Origin of the sequence: Methanobrevibacter sp., from assembly GCF_017539065.1 — an archaeon.
Lineage (GTDB): Archaea > Methanobacteriota > Methanobacteria > Methanobacteriales > Methanobacteriaceae > Methanocatella.
In genome coordinates this window covers 51344-68824 of the sequence record NZ_JAFYHP010000003.1, presented here as the reverse complement: position 1 = coordinate 68824, position 17481 = coordinate 51344, and the positions used below count along the sequence as shown (strand labels likewise).

Annotated in this window: 15 protein-coding genes; 5 read left to right on the top strand and 10 right to left on the bottom strand. The window is 32.9% G+C overall.

The annotated features are described in order from the left end of the window. Position 1: 1 nt before the first annotated feature. Positions 2-1717 (top strand): adenine deaminase, encoded by a 1716-nt coding sequence (gene ade, locus IKS50_RS00470; RefSeq protein ID WP_292843830.1) that lies wholly within the window; start codon positions 2-4, stop codon positions 1715-1717. Here ade and IKS50_RS00465 read toward each other — a convergent pair. After that, positions 1714-2340, bottom strand: a complete 627-nt coding sequence (locus tag IKS50_RS00465; RefSeq protein ID WP_292843828.1) for a DUF447 domain-containing protein — start codon at positions 2338-2340, stop codon at positions 1714-1716. The genes ade and IKS50_RS00465 overlap by 4 nt on opposite strands. A 92-nt stretch (positions 2341-2432) precedes the next feature. Here IKS50_RS00465 and IKS50_RS00460 point away from each other — a divergent pair, with 92 nt between their 5' ends. Next, entirely contained in the window at positions 2433-3443 is a 1011-nt protein-coding gene (locus IKS50_RS00460; RefSeq protein WP_292843826.1) for an SIS domain-containing protein, read from the top strand. Between the two features lie 35 nt (positions 3444-3478). Here IKS50_RS00460 and IKS50_RS00455 read toward each other — a convergent pair whose 3' ends face one another. The 3 genes from IKS50_RS00455 to IKS50_RS00445 all read right to left on the bottom strand — a co-directional run bounded on the left by IKS50_RS00455 (position 3479) and on the right by IKS50_RS00445 (position 7411). Next, complete coding sequence (locus IKS50_RS00455; RefSeq protein ID WP_292843824.1) at positions 3479-4075, bottom strand: Hsp20/alpha crystallin family protein; 597 nt, start codon at positions 4073-4075, stop codon at positions 3479-3481. 317 nt (positions 4076-4392) lie between these two features. Next, the gene (locus IKS50_RS00450) at positions 4393-6186 is read right to left on the bottom strand and encodes a hypothetical protein (RefSeq protein WP_292843822.1); all 1794 of its coding nucleotides are present in this window, start codon (positions 6184-6186) and stop codon (positions 4393-4395) included. Between the two features lie 205 nt (positions 6187-6391). Next, on the bottom strand, positions 6392-7411 hold the full coding sequence (locus IKS50_RS00445; protein WP_292843820.1) for an NOG1 family protein: 1020 nt from the start codon (positions 7409-7411) through the stop codon (positions 6392-6394). Positions 7412-7889: 478 nt separating this feature from the next. Between IKS50_RS00445 and IKS50_RS00440 the strand changes: the two genes are divergently transcribed. Beyond that, positions 7890-9437, top strand: a complete 1548-nt coding sequence (locus IKS50_RS00440) for an MFS transporter (protein ID WP_292843818.1) — start codon at positions 7890-7892, stop codon at positions 9435-9437. 272 nt (positions 9438-9709) lie between these two features. Then, complete coding sequence (locus tag IKS50_RS00435) at positions 9710-11485, top strand: FUSC family protein (protein WP_292843816.1); 1776 nt, start codon at positions 9710-9712, stop codon at positions 11483-11485. A gap of 256 nt (positions 11486-11741) precedes the next feature. On the opposite strand, the gene IKS50_RS00430 is transcribed toward IKS50_RS00435, so the two are convergent. Next, positions 11742-12299 carry a TIGR00296 family protein gene (locus tag IKS50_RS00430; protein ID WP_292843814.1) on the bottom strand — a complete coding sequence of 186 codons (558 nt, stop codon included), beginning with the start codon at positions 12297-12299 and terminating at the stop codon, positions 11742-11744. Further along, on the bottom strand, positions 12300-13670 hold the full coding sequence (locus IKS50_RS00425) for a TldD/PmbA family protein (protein ID WP_292843812.1): 1371 nt from the start codon (positions 13668-13670) through the stop codon (positions 12300-12302). It lies immediately after the preceding gene. 110 nt (positions 13671-13780) lie between these two features. Between IKS50_RS00425 and IKS50_RS00420 the strand changes: the two genes are divergently transcribed. Further along, entirely contained in the window at positions 13781-14986 is a 1206-nt protein-coding gene (locus IKS50_RS00420) for a GMC family oxidoreductase N-terminal domain-containing protein (protein ID WP_292843810.1), read from the top strand. Positions 14987-14991: 5 nt separating this feature from the next. Here IKS50_RS00420 and pyrI read toward each other — a convergent pair whose 3' ends face one another. The 4 genes from pyrI to IKS50_RS00400 are packed head-to-tail and all read right to left on the bottom strand — an operon-like array spanning position 14992 to position 17477. Further along, the gene (pyrI, locus tag IKS50_RS00415) at positions 14992-15462 is read right to left on the bottom strand and encodes an aspartate carbamoyltransferase regulatory subunit (RefSeq protein WP_292843808.1); all 471 of its coding nucleotides are present in this window, start codon (positions 15460-15462) and stop codon (positions 14992-14994) included. 9 nt (positions 15463-15471) lie between these two features. Continuing rightward, complete coding sequence (locus tag IKS50_RS00410; protein WP_292843806.1) at positions 15472-15960, bottom strand: flavodoxin; 489 nt, start codon at positions 15958-15960, stop codon at positions 15472-15474. A 21-nt stretch (positions 15961-15981) separates the two neighbouring features. Next, positions 15982-17004, bottom strand: a complete 1023-nt coding sequence (argC, locus tag IKS50_RS00405; RefSeq protein ID WP_292843804.1) for an N-acetyl-gamma-glutamyl-phosphate reductase — start codon at positions 17002-17004, stop codon at positions 15982-15984. 11 nt (positions 17005-17015) lie between these two features. Then, on the bottom strand, positions 17016-17477 hold the full coding sequence (locus IKS50_RS00400) for an FAD synthase (protein ID WP_292790668.1): 462 nt from the start codon (positions 17475-17477) through the stop codon (positions 17016-17018). Positions 17478-17481 lie beyond the last annotated feature (4 nt).

Here is a 17481-nt window from a genome sequence, read left to right as displayed (position 1 = left end):
CATGTCATTTACAGCTTATATCCTTGATGTAATATCTGATACTATCTATCCCGCAAGAATCACAATTGAAAATGGCATATTTACGGAGGTCACTCCTATAACAATCGATGAAACCTCATTTGTTGATGTTAAAGGATTAATGATTCCAGGATTTATTGATTCCCATATTCATATTGAAAGCAGTATGATAACTCCGGCGCAATTTGCCAAAATTGCAGTACGTCATGGTACTACAGGTGTTGTTTGCGATCCTCATGAGATAGCTAATGTTTTAGGCATTGAAGGTATTGAAGCAATGATTGAAAATGCAAGTAAAGTTCCTTTTAATTTTTATTTCACAGCTCCTTCTTGTGTGCCTGCTACCTCATTTGAAACTTCTGGAGCTATTTTAGATTCATCAGATATTGAATATTTACTTAAAAAAGATGAAATTGTTGCATTGGGGGAAATGATGAATTTTCCAGGTGTGATAAATGGCGATGAGGAAGTACTTAAAAAGTTAGAGTTTGCAAAACAGTATGGAAAACCGATTGACGGTCATGCACCATTACTTTCCCGTGAAGATTTAGATGAATACCTTAAACACGGCATCAGTACTGATCATGAATGCAGTAACATTCTGGAAGCTCTCGAGAAAAAGATGAAAGGTATGAAAATTATGGTTCGTGACGGTTCATCTGCTATGGATATGGAGTGTCTTTTTAATATAGATGAAGGCATTTCATTACTTGAAAATGAGGGACCTATGACTATTCCATTTAGGGACATATTCGAGAGAAAAGTATACTCTCCACTATTTGATTTTATAGTTAGTGATGATAAACATCCGAATGATTTAATTAAAGGCCATCTAAATTTATCAATTAAAAAAGCAGTTAGTTTGGGAATTGATGTTTTAAAAGCTATTAATATGGTAACAATCAATCCCGCATATCATTACAATTTAAATTGCGGAGTTATTACAGAAGGTGCAAAAGCAGATTTTATAATTGTTGATAGTGTATATGATTGCAATGTCTTAAAAACATATATCGGCGGAGAATGTGTGTTTGATGGAGAAAACGTTCTATTTGAGGTTCCTGAATTCGAATCTAAAAATACAATTAATGCATCTAAAAAAACTGCTAGTGATTTTGATATACATTATGAGGGTGATGAATGCGAGGTCAATGTAATTGAGTGCTTTGATGGGGATTTATTAACTAAACGAACCACTGCAAAATTATCTGTTGAAAATGGCATTGTACAACCTGATATTTACCAAGATGTTTTAAAAATAGCTGTTGTAGAACGTTATGGTGGAAACACTGTTGCTAATGCATTTATTAAAGGTTTTGGACTTAAAAAAGGAGCTATTGCTTCATCAGTTGCCCACGACTCACATAATATAATTGTGGTTGGTTATAACTCAGAAATGATGGCAAATGCAGTTAATCAAGTAATCGACGATAAAGGAGGCATTGCTGTCGTCAGTGAAGATTTTAATGATTCATTACCTCTTCCTATTGCAGGACTGATGTCTGATGAAGATGCATTTGATGTTGCTGATAAATTAGGCATTTTGCATAATATGACAAAAGCATTAGGCTGTCAATTGGAAGCGCCATTTATGACAATGGCATTCATGGCATTACTTGTTATTCCATCAATTAAGATTTCAGATAAGGGATTATTCGATGGAGACAATTTTGAATTTATAGATGTAATTATTAATTAGAGGTCATAACCTCTTTTTATTAATTCTTTTTTTATTTCTTGCATTGCTTTTATATCTTCTTTTCTTCCGACTTTTAAGACAACCCGATTTGATTCTTTAAAACGAGTTATATACTTTTCTTTTTGAGCATCATCAACCAAATCAAAGCGTGTTAAGTTAGCTAAAGATTCAATAACATATCCAAATCCTCTATTCATTGCTTTAACGGGTTTATCAATAACCATATCAATCACTTCTGATTTAGTTACAATCGCTTCTCCTTTCTTTTTTATTGGATCGCTCTGTTTTACAGCTTCCGTAAAACTGGTGGCCTTACATTTAAAATATGCATCTCCACATTTCAGCGAATAGTCATCGTTAAAATAATCCTGAGGCAAATTTCCAAGCAGGGAAACAGTAAATAATTCCGGATTGTGGGTAATATTTACAACAAACTCTTTTTCACGAATCATATTGTCTAAGGTGTGGCTTCCTTTGAAAATTCTAGTGATAATTTTATCATCGCCTGCATAAATTACACCGATAGGTGCTGCATTTTTACTGCCGTCCGGATTTCTTGTAGTGATTATTGTCTCGTATTGTCTGCCTTTTTCCATTCCAATTGAAGCTAAATTAATTTTCATTTTTATCATTATTTGATTTGTTTAAAAAACCTTTTTATATCTTAATTAACATATATATAGATTATAATATTTAATTTTAAGGAGTTTAGGCTATGAAATATAAGATGTATGATGAGATGATGGAACAACCAGACTCACTTAGAAAAACCCTTGAAAGTGAAATGTCTACAATGGAGGAAGTTTCAAAATTGATTTCTGATGTAGACAAAGTATATTTAATTGGTTGCGGAAGTTCTATTTCAACATGTTATAGTGTAAGAGACGCTATAAGGATGTCTAGTACAAATATTGATATAGAAGTTTACACCGGTTATGAATTTTATTATAATAAAAAGTTAGTTGAAAATGAGAATTCTTTAGCTATTTTTACTTCTCAATCAGGCGAAACTGCAGATACTCTCGCTTCACTTAGAAGAGCTAATGAATTTAATGTGCACACTGTTTCTATTTCTAATGAACCTGAAAGTTCCATGATTAAAGAAGCTAAAACTCCAATTATAACAAGATGCGAAACAGAAACTGCAATTTTAGGAACAAAAACTTACATCACTCAACTTGCCTGTTTATATCAGATTCTATTCGCCGCTAGTGATTATGAAGCAAAAGACACTTTATTAAGCCAATTATCTGAAATGCCGGATACACTTGAGGAGTTATTAAAAACAACAGAATATGAAAATAGGTTATTAGCTCAAGACTTTAAAAAAGAGGATATTTTTTATTGTTTAGGCAGCGGTCCAAACTTCGGACTTGCTTATAAGTTAGCAATGACAATGCTTATGGAAGGAGCCATAAAACATGCTTGTCCGGAATATTCTGCGGAATTTAGACATGGCTTAATCGAACGTGCTGAAAAAGATGTTCCAATCATAATTTTAAAATCAGATTTTGAGTCTGATGAAATTACTCAAAAAGCTATAGACTTTTCTGAAAACTTAAAATTAAAAATACTTCTTTATGAATTAAAAGATTATGCGGATGTTGATAGATTATTATCTCCGTTTATCTTAGTAATTCCTTTAGAATGGTTTGTATACTATTTAGCACATTATAATGGTGAAGATCCAGGTGCAACAAGACACATTGGAAAAGTGAGATATTAATTTTTTTTTAAAAAAAGAGATAAAATGTAGAAAATTTATTCTACATTTACTTTATGTTTTGGAATTATTAATTTTGGAATAGTTATGATAACTGTTCCGTTTGCGAATTTTGCAGTGATATTTTCTAAATCAATGCTGTTTTCGAATCTGATAGTTTTTACACATCTGCCTGATTTAATGGAGGATGCGATTACTTCAGCAGTTTCGTCTTCTTCAAATTCTTCAATGTATGGTTTGAAAGTAGTTTCAATGCTAATGTCATTGTCTCCAGCTTCAATTGATACATCTTCTTTTGTAACGCCTGGAACTGCAGCTTTAATGTAGTAAATATCTTTAGTTTCTATAAGGTCAACATCTAATGTTTGAACAGTAGCTTTTTTGTAATCAGCATATCTTTGATCTGCATTTTTTTGCACATTTTTAATGTAATCTTTGAATTCATCTATACTGGTGTATAAATCATTGAGTACATTATCTGCAATATTTTTACCTTTTTCTTTCTTTTCTTCGTATTTGTTTCTTAAATCGTCTTCTTCATCAAAGGTTTCGTCTTCGACGTCTTCTTCGATTTCTTCTTCAAATTCTTCTTTTTTATCAGAAATTTTGGTTTCAATAGTTTCGGAATCTACCATAATTTCACACTCCTTATAGATGAGTTTTTATGATATATTTTAATTACAATTTGTTAGTATATAAACTTTTCGATTAAATTTACTGAAAGTTATTAAAATTTAATTTTATTAATTTTTTATTTCTTCATGTTTATACTACTTTATTTTAAGGATTTCCTAAATAATTTTGTTATTATTGAAAATAATGATTAATAAAGTATTTAATTTAAATTATATTTTGAATTACTTAGTTAATTTAAACATGTGGTGCAATTGTGTATTTGGTTTTGAAAATTTCAGAAAAAAGGATTCAATTCCAAATATAATGATAAGAATCATTATCTTTTTACTTTCACAGTTTGTTTCACAGTTTTTCCACCATAGGATGATTTATAAGTGACTTTTTGACCTTCTTTTAATTTTTTGAGTATTTTTTTAGCAATTGTAATTTTTGCAATACCTTTATTATTAGTTTTTGCAGTGTATGTTTTTTTGTTGAATTTGAATTTGATTTTTTTGTTTTTAGCTTTTTTGCCATCTATCTTCAAGGCGGATTTAATAGTTAATTTTTCAGCGGACAGTTTAACTTTTACTTTTTTTAGGGTTAATTTTATTGTTTTTGCTTTAACTGTCACATAAAATGTTTTTGAGTAGAATACCTTTGATTTAGAGTATCTAACGCTTATTTTATAAATTCCTGATTTCAAACACTTGAAAGTTTGTTTAATTTTACCTTTACTTAAACTTGCTTTTTTGTATAATTTATCATTCAGATATATTTTTGCTTTAGTGCTACTTTTAGGACCTTTAAAAGTAAGTGTTGTTGTTTTACCAACTTTAATTTTTTTCGCACTAATGCTTGAGGAATACTTTTTTGAATTTTTCATTACTTCAATATGCATTTCTTCTCCAAAGTTTATACCATTTACAGTATAGTTTAAGTAAAAATGATGATATCCGCTGGTCAAATCTTTAAGTGAAATTGAAGCATGGCCATTTACTATATTCACTGTTTTGATTGATTTTACTATTGACAGGAATTGATCTCCATCTTCATCTTCAACAATTTTGGCCTTGTAAAGTGTTGCAGTTCCTTTGGAGTCTTTTGGCACAACTATATGCACAGCTTCATCTTCGCCAACTGATATTTCTACAAGATAGATTACAGAAGGATTTATTGTAAATGAGCTGTTAATTGTTCTTTTAGGATATTTTGAATCAGAGTATGTTGCATATACGCAGTATTCGCCAATTTTTAAATGAAGATTTTTAATTTTAAATCTGATTTCACCATCTTTTGCAGTGACTTTATAAGTTTGGCCATTAAATTTAACTGTTACTTTGCTTTTAGCATCACTTGGAAGATGGATATATACTGAAACATCTGTTTTAAAAGTGGTTTTTGGATATGTTGTCACAGTATTCACGTCCCATGCGGACAAATCAAATTCATAATCATAATTTAATTTTGCTTCATTTACATAAGTTTTACCGTTCTTTTTTTCATATATCACTTTTACATTATAAATGCCGAATTGGAAGTCTTTTGGAAGTTTCAAATCAGTCCATTCAAAACCATATGATGAAAATCTATTATCCTCTCCATTTAACTTTATATTAAAATATTCATGATTATCTAAAAATATTCTAACAGTACCATTTAGCAATTGGCTATCATGAATCTGACATAGATTCATATCGTCATCTCCTTGAATAATGGAATGTGAAATTTCAATCATATTTTCGACTGTAATGATTCCATTTTTAGATAAATTATTATACTTCACAGTTAAATTATAGTTTCCAATCCCTAAATTAGGATTTAACTGTTTTTGTGTGATATAGTAATGAGAAAAATCTGGATATTCCTCGTTAACATATCTGCTGCATTTTGAAATATCCTCATTAAAGTATTCAGAATCATCAATATTTACACTGACTTCACCAGATAATTCCTCTGAAGAGTATATCCGAACAATTGCACTATTGTCATCTTCATATACAGGATAATCTTCAATATCAATATCAATTTGATTGCTTTCATCTGTTAATACATCATCCATAGTCATATTTTCAGATGCACTAGCAACACCCATTGTTAAAATTGCCAGTATCAAACTGACAATTATCATATGTTTTGCCCCCATTATTAATCACTACAAGTATTGAATTCAATTATTATATTTAAATGTAATATAATATATACATTATTCAGAAAAATAGTTTTAATAAAATTAGGTGAGGTTGTCCGATGGAGATGTTTGAACCATAACATTCTTGATTGGTGCATTCATTTTATAATTGCGGATGATGAAAAATTTTTACTAAAATAATGAATTAGTAATAATCATCATCTTCGTCTAAATCACGTTCTATTTTTTTAATTGAATCGATCTTCTTATTGATTTCCTCAATACCTTCTCCCTCAATAGCAGAAATAAAAATGGAGTTTTCCTCATCATCAATATATTGTTTAAGGTATTCTGTATCTTCAATCAAATCCATCTTGTTGAATAAGTAGATAACAGGTATTTCAGAAAAGATTTTTTCAATCTGTTTCAATAGGTTATACTGATTTTCTAAATGGAATCCGCATGTTTCGGAGGCGTCGAAGATAAATAAAATTGCATCAGCCAAATGTTCAAGCGCAACGATTGCGTTCATCTCAATGTCATTCATCTCCAAAACTGGCCTATCTAAAAGTCCGGGAGTATCAATAATCTGGATGTGTTTCCAATGCCTTTCAGTATGGCCAATCTGGATACCTTTTGTTGTAAATGGATAATTCGCAACTTGAGGCTCCGCTTCTGTAATCTGCCTTAATAGTGTGGATTTGCCGACATTTGGAAAACCGGCAATCACGATGGTTGTTGCATCAAAGTCGATTGTTGGCATATTTCTCAAGTTTTGCTTTGCAAAGTCCAGGAAATCTAAATTAGGTTTGATTTTATTTACAACAGATGCAATCCTACCGTAAGCCTGCTTTTGAATAGCAGTTGCTTTTTCAGAAGGATTTTTCCTGATTTTGGCACCATATTCCTTTTCAAGTTGGGTAATGATTCCATAAGCCCAATTGAGTCCGCCAAGTGCCTGTTTCATGTCATCCACACCGACGGTGATATCAATATAATCTTGGTAAAATGGATGCAGGCTTTCAATTTCCGGAACTGCATCAATAATTGATTTTAGTTTATCTTTAATAACTTGACAGGAGGTAACAACTCTTCTTTCTTCAATTCTTTTGCCTTTCAAATGTTTAGGCATTTTTTGACTTCTAACTAAGTCTGCTTGTTTTTTTCCTCGACTGAATCCCTTATCTAATAATTCGTCAGGCGTAGGTATTGTTGGAATCATCATTTATATCACTCTAAATATCAGTTGCTTATACTGCTTCTCTAATAACTTTTCAATAATATTCTTTTGACTGGGATGATTAATTAAATTTGTGGATGAGGTTCCAAATCATGAAATTAAAAGTGGGTTAAAGATTAATTATAAACTCTTGAGGGGTTGTAAAAAAATAATGATTTCTATAGAAATATACAAAACATGAAGAGTATATAATTTTTTTATAATTTTTAAAGAGAAGGGGTCTGCTTTTCCTTTATCTCATCATTTTTCCATTTAATTTTTTGATTTCACAAGTTGGGTCATTGATTTTGGGCTGGAGATTATCGTAATTCTCTTTTACTGCATTTAGACGTTTAAATTGATGATATTAGTGCAGTAATGTTAGTTTTGAATATTTGGCAGTGGATTTTAATGTCTTCATAAATTATATATCATATATATTACAAAATTAAATTTGTAATAGTTAATGGAGGATAAATCAAATATGAGTGAAACTATTAAGGAGCACTCTTGGATTCCTTTAATCCTTGTTTGTTTTGCTACCTTTATCATAGCTTTGGATACTACATTCATGAATGTTAGTATTTCTTCAGTTGTCGCGGATTTGAATACTGATGTGAGTACTATTCAAACTATTTCATCATTTTATACTCTCATCACTGCATCATTCATGCTGTTAAGTACCAAGCTTCAGGACATAGTTGGTAAAAAGAAACTGTTTTTAATTGGTGCTGTGATTTATGGTGTCGGTACCTTGACTGCAGCATTAAGTTCCAGTGTTTTAATGTTATTTGTCGGATGGGCATTACTGGAAGGTCTTGGTGGTGCATTAATGACACCTACAGCCGTTTCCATAATAAGCGGAACCTATCATGGTGACAAACGTACATTGGCCTTGGCAATTGAAAGTGCGCTGGTTGCAATTGCAGCCGCTATCGGCCCGCTTTTCGGTGGGGTTGTTACAACATACTTCACTTGGAGATTAGGATTTGCTGTGGAATTTATAATCGTTTTAGTTGTTTTAGCACTATCTGGCAAAATACCTTATTTCGAAGCGACCGGATCCAAAAGCGAATTGGATATCACAGGCGCTATAGTTTCGTTTGTAGGTCTTGTCCTGTTTGTTATCGGTATTTTGATGCTGACTGATGATACCACTTTCAGCATAGCTGCAATGGTTGCAGGTCTAATTGTCCTTGCGGTCTTTGCATTGTTTGAAATCAAAAGAAAAAGAAAAGGCAACGTACCGTTGCTTGATGTTGAATTGTTAAAGGACAGAAATCTACGTGTCGGTACTATCCTTAGGTTAATGGTTAATCTTGCTATGGGCGGAACATTGTTTGCAGTTTCTGTGTATCTGCAAAGTGTATTGGCTTTATCCGCATTCAATACAGGTTTGACTTTACTTCCGATGACTTTAGGTTTGCTTCTTTTTGCATTGGCAGCTCCAAAATTGTCTGCAAAACTGAATCACAAGATACTCATGTCAGTAGGATGTATAATATCAATCATCGGATGTCTGATTTTAAGCCAGCAGTTTACAATGGATACAACAATGCTTGAATTAATGCCGGGACTGTTCATATTAGGCGCAGGTCTTGGTTTTGTAATGGCTTTAGGCGTGGACATTGCATTAAGCAATATTCCTGAAGAAGGTCAAAATAACGCATCAGGTATTGTTACAACCGGTCAGACCTTAGGTCAGTCAATGGGTACAGCAATTATCGGAGTAATCTTAATTCTTGGAGTTATTGGAGGTATCAGTGATGCAGTCGATACATATGTCCCTGAACATTCCGGTGACCAGACATTCGAACATGGCGTCTATGATTACTTCCAGTCAATTGGCAGTATAAACGAGGTTAATGCAGAAAACAGCACTGTTCAGAATGTTGTAAATGTCATCATTAAGGATTCCATGCAATTCGTAATGTATGTAACGGCGGCTCTGATGGCAATCATTTTTGTTCTGACATTCCGGCTGACGGATAAAGAGATTAAAAAACCCGATAAGAAATTTAAAAAACCATGAGAGTTCATCTCTCATTCTCTTCTTTTTTTTAAAATTGGTGATGCTTTCTCATTATAATTTACAGATGCCATTAATATTAACGGCGATTATTTTGGATTTAAATAATTTAGCATATCCATTTCCAAAAAATTAAATAACCACATCCAATAAATTTTATGATAAAGTTGATTGAAAAGTAGTGTATGATACACTGCTTTTTTTCAGTTTAAATTATTTTTAATAATGATTTTTCCTAATCGTATTGGGTTATTGAATGGATGTGGTGCAGTTAGATGGATAAGGGTCTGAAACGAAAAATATTCATGTTTTCAGCATTGATTGGAGCAATGCTTTTTTATATGATTTTTTTTGGAAGGAAAAATACTGCAGTAGGGATAATGATTATCATAGCCTCATTTATGAATCTAAATGATGACCTATCATATAAGCCGGGTTTATCTTTTGTTAAGGTTTTAGGTTTATTGCTGATTATGGGCATTGTTTCATATCTGAACAGTCCGATAACTATTGTTAGTTGCATTTTGACGTTTTTAGTTGTTTTTGGAACTACATTTTCCTCATATCACCTCTTTAGAAGTGATGTTTACATGCCTTATCTTTTGTGTTATTTCATCATGTCGGCAAATCCTGTGACGCTTGAAAATTTGCCTTTGAGGCTCATGGCGCTGGCTTTTGGAGCGGTATTCATCGTTGGCTTAAATATAGTCCTTAATAGGGATAAACACCATAACCTATCAAAGGAAACATTGGATAATCTTGTTGAAGAGCTGAACAAATCAATTGATTTAAAATTGGAGGGCAAGGATGTTTCTATGGATAGTTTTAAAACAGCCAAAGGGTTTTATTTATCTTTGTTTCATCGCTTTGAATATAAATACTTCCCAAGTCCAAAACAGCAATCCGTTCTCAATATTATAAAAGCGTTCCAGTCCGTTGGATATCTCCTTTCCCTAAGTGATTTATCAGATGATGAATTAAGATACATTAAAAAAATCCTCTCTGAAATCAGGGAGATTAAAATCGAGGAAGTCTTTGGAGGAATTGAAATTAAGACAATGGAAATGAAGCATGTTTTATTGAATCTGGAAATCATTGTGAATGAACTGAATAAGGATTTAAGCGATGAGTTTACAATTCCGTATAAAAAGACAATTACCCAATTATTCAAACCATTAAATAGAAGGCAGTTCAGTTTCCGTTCCGTCAAATTCGTATTCGCATTTAAAATGGCAGTGATAATGTTGCTATGGGAAGTATTAACAATGCTTTTCAATTTGCCATTTACCAAATGGCTGTTTTTTGTAACTGTTTCAATGATGGTGCCATATATTGATGATGTGGCATATACTGCTCGAAAACGTATTCAGGCAACATTTTTAGGGATTTTTATTTTTGCAATTCTACTGATTGTCATGCCTGTTATTCCAATATCCAAGGGGGCTGTGATTTTTATGGTCGTTGTCATTTGCCTGTTTGTCTTCGTTTGGAAGATTAAGGATAGGTTAATCCGGAATACAGTGACAACACTGATGTCTGTAATGACTTCATTATCATATATTAGTGCTCCAGATGCCATCACATTAAAGATATTGTGGGTGATTGTTGGGGTGGCTGCGGTTTCTTTGTTCAACTTTAAGTTTTTACCTTATTCGGTTGAAAAAGAAACAAGAAACAATTTGGAAATTTGCTATCGCATCAATGAGAAGTCAATTGATCTAGTCAGGCAAAAATGTCATGGAGGCAATGCCAAGAACAAAACAACTCTATTTGTCTCTGAAGGTATTGTCCGTGAAAACATTCAAGTGAATGATGATAATAGGGAATTATACAATCTGCAGTTCATGATTTCAAATTTATGTAATTTTATTTTATCTTATCTTGACGTTAATGGATGTTCTGATGAATTGAACAATAATTTATTGGATATAATAGATAAAGATGCTGATGCCAATGAGAATTTGGATTCAAAAGAGAGTGTAATGGCATTGTCAATGAGATTTGCAATTGATATGTTTAAAAAGGAGAAAGAATTGATATTACAAAATTAGGCAGGCAATGTGGGCTTTTGGATGATATGACTTTGCAAGTATAATTAGGAAAAAGCCAATCAGACCGGGACATGAATGCGGGTTTCAACCAATAAATTCAAAACTAATTTTCATCAATATTTTAAATCAACAAAGTTTTTAAAAGAACCCATTTGACAAGTAATTTTTTCATAAGCAACTGATAATTTCTATGGTGTCATCATTTTAATCACTTATTATCATTATTTTCTATAATCCTATTAATATTATACTGGGGTTATCTAAAAATTTGGCCTTGGAATTTATATACATCACAACATTCATCCATCCAGCTATCGGCACTAATTCCCGCTTTCATACATGTGTGGTCTAAAAAGTCTTCGGTAGTAAATGCATTTTCAACTGCAACTTGAGGGAGCAATAATCCTTTTGCATATCCTTTTTGTATTATCAGTCCGTCACGACCGATTTCTATTTCATCAAAGTATTGTTGATAGTGTGCCACTTCAATTATCTCCGGTTTTGTTAAAACAGTAACTTCAAAATCAAGTTTTTCAAATTCGTCTTCGGTCACTTGCGGAAATCTCGGATCGTTAAATGCAGCAGCTAATGCTACTTCCATAGTTGCATCAATGGCAGGCTTTATAGGCTCCGCATATCCAATACATCCTCTTAAATTACTTTTTTTATTCAGAGTTACAAAAACACCTAATTCCTCATCTAATTCAAGGGGGTACATATCAGGTTTTTCTTTTTGTTTTCCTGTTTCTAAAAAGTATCTTACGCATTCCCTTGCTAAGTCAACCAAATAATATCCAGCTCTATCACTTATCATTTATCCCATTCCTCCAACAAGTGCATTTAAAATTCTTGTATGTGGTCCACCATCTCCTACTGGGGCGGTTTGACCGTCTTTACCGCAAAATCCAACACCCAATTTAAAATCATTACCAAGAGCATCAATATTTTTCAATGTTTCTAATATGTTTCCTGATAATGATACGTCTCTTAGAGGTGTTGTAATTTCACCATTTTCAATTAAATAACCTTCAGCAGCGTTAAATTGGAAAATGCCTTTGCCGGTATCAACTTGTCCTCCTCTTGAACCTTTAAGGTATATTCCATTATCAACATCTTCAAATAATTCTTCAAATTCATAATCTCCAGGCTGTAAAAATGTATTGCTCATTCTGACAATTGGTTGATCTGCAATAATTGATCTTGCATTTCCAGATGAGGCCATTCCAAGTTTTGATGAAGTTTCTCTTGAATTCAAAAGGGAGATTAATTTTCCATCTTTTACTAATTGGTTTGGTTTGGTTTTGACTCCTTCAACATCATATGGATAATATCCAAAACCTTCTCTTAAGCTTGCGTCATCAAAAATATTTACAATATCTGAAGCTATTTGAGTACCTATTTTATCTTTTAAAATTGAATCGTTTTGTAGGATTATATCTCCTTCAACGGCATGACCTAATGCCTCATGAATTAGTACTCCGGTTAGTTCGGGGTCTGCTATTACGGGGAATTGCCCGGAGGGTGCTGGTTTAGCATCAAGTAACCTAACCGCTTTTTCACCAATCTTTCTTCCAAATTCTTCTATATCTTCATCAGCAATTAATTCAAATCCTTTTACACCACCGAGGCTCCCATGTCCAAATTGTATAATTTCACCATCGGTTGCTGATGCATTTAATGCCATTCTGACTCTACTTGTTTTTACTTGAATTTCACTACCTTCACTATTCATGAATAGCTCATTAATTTCGCCATCTACATAACTTACTGTAGTGCTGTTAACTTTATCAATTGATGCTGCATCATTAGCTTCTTTCATTATGTTCTTTTTTTCTTCAATTGATACATCATTAAATGGTATTTTAACATCAATTTCCACTTTGTCTTTGACGATTTCACTTTTACTTAATTCGACATCTCCTTTAAGTGAATCAGATAATTTTAAAGCAGTTTCAGTGATTTCATTAATTTTTGATAAGTCTGTTGTATATGCAAAACCCCAAGCTCCATTATTCAACACTCTTATTCTTGCTCCTAAGCTCATTCCAGTGTTAATTTCATCTACATTTCCATCTTTCATTAATATGGAAGTATTTTCGCCCATTCCAAATCTTATATCCATGTAATCCACTTTTGGGCTGGTTTTTGCAATAACATTTTCGAATAAATTTATGTATTCTTCCATTTTATCACTCAAAAAGGTTAATTTAATATTAATTTTAGACTACATATTAAATAAAAGTTTATTAAATGGAAAGGATAATATAACAATTGTTAATAATTTTTGGTGATTGAATGTTTATAATTGTAGGTACAGGTGCTGGAGGAGCAATTCTTGCAAGAGAACTTGCTCAAAATAATTTTCCGGTCACAATTCTTGAAAAAGGACCATATATAGAATCAAAAGATGCATTTAACTATTATGATAAGTACAATAGCTCTGTTGACTTGTTAACAACAACTTGTATTGGTGGAGCAACAATAGTGTCCATGTCAAACATGGTAAGGGCACTGGATAGTGAATTACATGAATATGGAATAGATTTAACTGAAGCTTATGAATATGTAGATGATTTGGTCGGGGTTCATGAATTAGATGATTCTCACATCGGAAAAGGAACACAGGCATTTCTAGATGCCGCCCGAGAACTTGGACTGGTTACTTTAAAAATGCCAAAAGCAATCCGGGAAGAGGACTGCATTCAATGTGGAAAATGCGCATTTGGATGTCCGGCAGATGCAAAATGGTCTGGAAAAGACTTTGTAGATGATGCAGTTGAAGCAGGAGCTACACTAATAACTGAAGCGGAAGTAACTGGTTTAATCGTTGAAGATAATGTAATCAAAGGCGTAGAATACATCAAAAATGATGTGGAAAATGAAATTTTTGGAGATCATGTAATCTTATCTGCAGGGGCAATATCCTCAGCATTAATTTTAAGAACCGCGGGAATTGACGCAGGCCGTGAAATATTCTTTGACCCATTTGTAAGCGTCGGAGGATACATAAAGGATATTAATTTTAACACAGAAGTACAAATGGCAGGTTTAGTCATTGGTGAAAATTTTGTATTGTCCCCTCATTTTTCATCATTTATTCGTGATAATATTCCTGACGATAATGTAACAGATAGTGATATATTAAGTATCATGGTAAAAACCCCTGATGAATGTAAGGGGTATATTGATGACGATGGTGAGGTTTACAAAACTAACACCATTCAGGATATTAGATACTTAGCGGAAGGAGCTGTTACAGCAGGTTTTATTTTAGAAAAGGCAGGAGTCGACCCAAAAACTATTGGCTCAACAGTTTATAGAGGAGCACATCCTGGTGGAACAGCACCTATTGGAAAAATAGTCGATAGCAATCTAGAAACTGAAATTTCTAATTTATTTGTTTGTGATGCAAGTGTATTGCCAATATCTCCTGGAAAACCTCCAATATTAACAATACTTGCATTATCTAAAAGATTAGCAGATTATTTGAAAAATAAATAAGAAGATTATTCGAATTGTTTATCGATATCTTCTGTTTTTATTAATTTTTCACAGTAATGGCACCTAACTACTGGAGGATACTCATTAATCACATGAAAAATAGGTGTTATAGGTTCATTTTCATAGTTTGTGATACATTTTTGATTAGTACATTTAATGATTGATGTAATCTTTTCAGGAAGAACGATTTTATCTTTTTTAACAGGTTGAAAATCTCTGATAATGTTGATTGTCGCTTTGGGAGCAATTAAAGCAACTTGGTTTAGTTCTTCGTGATCCAATTCTCTGTTTTCAATTTTCACAATGTCCTTCCTTCCAATTTGGCCAGATGAAACATTCATAGCCACTGTGACATTTGTGGTTTCATAATCCGGGAGGCCTAAAATTTTAAGAATATGCAATGCTTTATTTGCGGTTATATGATCAATTACTGTACCATTTTCAATAGCTTTAATTTTTAGCTCAGATTTTTTCATGTTAACACCCTAATACATTTTTAAATCTTTAATTTTAATCATTGCTTCAGTATCATTAACTAATTTTTCAGGACTTTTATTTTTAGTTGTTATAGTAAAGCTTTCAATAACTCTTGCTCCGCGCAATCTAACTTTCTCTTCAAGTCTTTCGATATTTGACTCGCCACGGTTAGCATCCATTGTAGCAAATAATATTACATCCTTTGCCCTAAGGTCACATCTGTCAATAATAGTTAATATTGCAGGAGTAGGATTTCCATTCCATGTTGGAGTTCCAAAGTAGATTGTATCGTAATGTGTCAAATCCACTTTTGCGGGGACAATATCGGTTTTTGTTTCTCTAAATGCATTGATTGATGCAAATAGTCTGTTTTTAAAACCGTCACGATTTTTCAAATCATGAATTCTAAACAAATCTGCATTTAAATGTTTTGCTAATGTTTTTGCAACTAAATCGGTTGTTCCTCCATGCGAATAATATATTATTGCTCTTCTCATAGTTTGCTCCCCCTTTTGCATCTATGGATGAAGGCCAAAGTGTCTTAAACCTAATGTTTCATCAATTCCAAGGATAATGTTCATATTTTGTATAGCTTGACCTGATGCGCCTTTAACAAGGTTATCAATTGCAGATAACATCACAAGTCTTCCGGTATCATCAATTTCAAATCCGCCAATGTGAACGAAGTTAGATCCACGCACGGAACTTAAATGAGGAATTTCCCCTTCGTCCATAAGTTTTATAAAGAATTCTGCGCCATATTCTTTTTCGTATAATGCTCTAATTTCATCTGGTGTAATGTCCTTGTTTTCTTCAGTTAAAAAGCTATGGCTTGTAGTTTGAATTCCACGAATAACTGGGACTAAATGAGGTGTAAATGAAACCTTTACGTTGTCGAATCCATGTAATTCTTGCTGAATTTCAGACATGTGTCTGTGTGAAGATATTTTGTATGGATTTACATTATCGGCAATATTTGGGTAATGTGTAGTTGCTGATGGGTTAACCCCTGCTCCACTAACTCCAGTTTTTGAATCGATGATTATTCTGTCCACCAAATCGTTTTTAACTAATGGGTATGATGACAATATTGCACCTGTTGGGAAGCATCCTGGGTTAGCTACTAAATTTGCCTTTTTAATTTCATCTCTGTATAGCTCAGGAAGTCCAAATGCGCCCTTATTTTCCTTATCGGTATGTTCCATACCATACCATTTTTCATAAACTGCTGTATCACGGTATCTGTAATCTCCACTTAAATCAACTACTTTTGCACCAGTTTCTAAGATTTCCGGCACAATTTTCATTGATGCTCCGTGAGGGGTTGCAGTAAATACTACATCTGCATCTAATTCACTTGGGCTTTTGTTTTTAAATTCAAGTCCTGAATCTCTAATGTGTGGATGAATTTTATGTGCTGGTGTACCATCATACTGTCTGGAAGTAATATCACTAACTTCGACTTCCGGATGGTTTAAAAGCATTCTTAAAAGTTCTCCACCGGTATATCCGCTTGCTCCAATAATTGCTACTTTAAACATTTTATTATCTCCTAATCTTCACAGTGATCTAAAATTTTTCCTTCGAAATCGGTATTTTCAATTTTTCTGATTATCTTACAACTGCTGTCAAGTTCACAATCACGATATTTTTCAATGCGCACAGCTTTTGCTTTTAACCCTCTTTTATCAAGCGCTTCCTGTAATTTTCCAACATCGTGATTTTGGTCGGCTCCAATGGTTATGATGTCAGGGTCGATTTCACGAACGATTTTAAAGACATCACCATTTGCATCACCTAAATAAGCATCAGTTACGGGTTTTAACATTTTAATTAATTCTAAACGTTGGTCTTCTCCAACAATAGGGACTCTTTTTCTTCTTTCAACTGTTGCATCTCTTGCTACAACAACATAAAGCTCAGCATCTTCTCCGCCTAGCTTTTTAGACTCTTCTAAGTATACTCCATGTCCCGGGTGGAGTATGTCAAATGTTCCGGTTGCCATTATTTTCATTCAA

Excerpts from the sequence above, each read along its gene's own strand:
- pyrI (WP_292843808.1), bottom strand. The coding sequence starts at position 15,462 with ATGAAAAAATCTGAGCTAAAAATTAAAGCTATTGAAAATGGTACAGTA.
- IKS50_RS00455 (WP_292843824.1), bottom strand. The coding sequence starts at position 4,075 with ATGGTAGATTCCGAAACTATTGAAACCAAAATTTCTGATAAAAAAGAA.
- IKS50_RS00445 (WP_292843820.1), bottom strand. The coding sequence starts at position 7,411 with ATGATGATTCCAACAATACCTACGCCTGACGAATTATTAGATAAGGGA.
- ade (WP_292843830.1), top strand. The coding sequence starts at position 2 with ATGTCATTTACAGCTTATATCCTTGATGTAATATCTGATACTATCTAT.
- IKS50_RS00420 (WP_292843810.1), top strand. The coding sequence starts at position 13,781 with ATGTTTATAATTGTAGGTACAGGTGCTGGAGGAGCAATTCTTGCAAGA.
- IKS50_RS00460 (WP_292843826.1), top strand. The coding sequence starts at position 2,433 with ATGAAATATAAGATGTATGATGAGATGATGGAACAACCAGACTCACTT.
- IKS50_RS00465 (WP_292843828.1), bottom strand. The coding sequence starts at position 2,340 with ATGAAAATTAATTTAGCTTCAATTGGAATGGAAAAAGGCAGACAATAC.
- argC (WP_292843804.1), bottom strand. The coding sequence starts at position 17,004 with ATGTTTAAAGTAGCAATTATTGGAGCAAGCGGATATACCGGTGGAGAA.
- IKS50_RS00435 (WP_292843816.1), top strand. The coding sequence starts at position 9,710 with ATGGATAAGGGTCTGAAACGAAAAATATTCATGTTTTCAGCATTGATT.
- IKS50_RS00430 (WP_292843814.1), bottom strand. The coding sequence starts at position 12,299 with ATGATAAGTGATAGAGCTGGATATTATTTGGTTGACTTAGCAAGGGAA.
- IKS50_RS00440 (WP_292843818.1), top strand. The coding sequence starts at position 7,890 with ATGAGTGAAACTATTAAGGAGCACTCTTGGATTCCTTTAATCCTTGTT.
- IKS50_RS00450 (WP_292843822.1), bottom strand. The coding sequence starts at position 6,186 with ATGATAATTGTCAGTTTGATACTGGCAATTTTAACAATGGGTGTTGCT.
- IKS50_RS00410 (WP_292843806.1), bottom strand. The coding sequence starts at position 15,960 with ATGAGAAGAGCAATAATATATTATTCGCATGGAGGAACAACCGATTTA.
- IKS50_RS00425 (WP_292843812.1), bottom strand. The coding sequence starts at position 13,670 with ATGGAAGAATACATAAATTTATTCGAAAATGTTATTGCAAAAACCAGC.
- IKS50_RS00400 (WP_292790668.1), bottom strand. The coding sequence starts at position 17,477 with ATGAAAATAATGGCAACCGGAACATTTGACATACTCCACCCGGGACAT.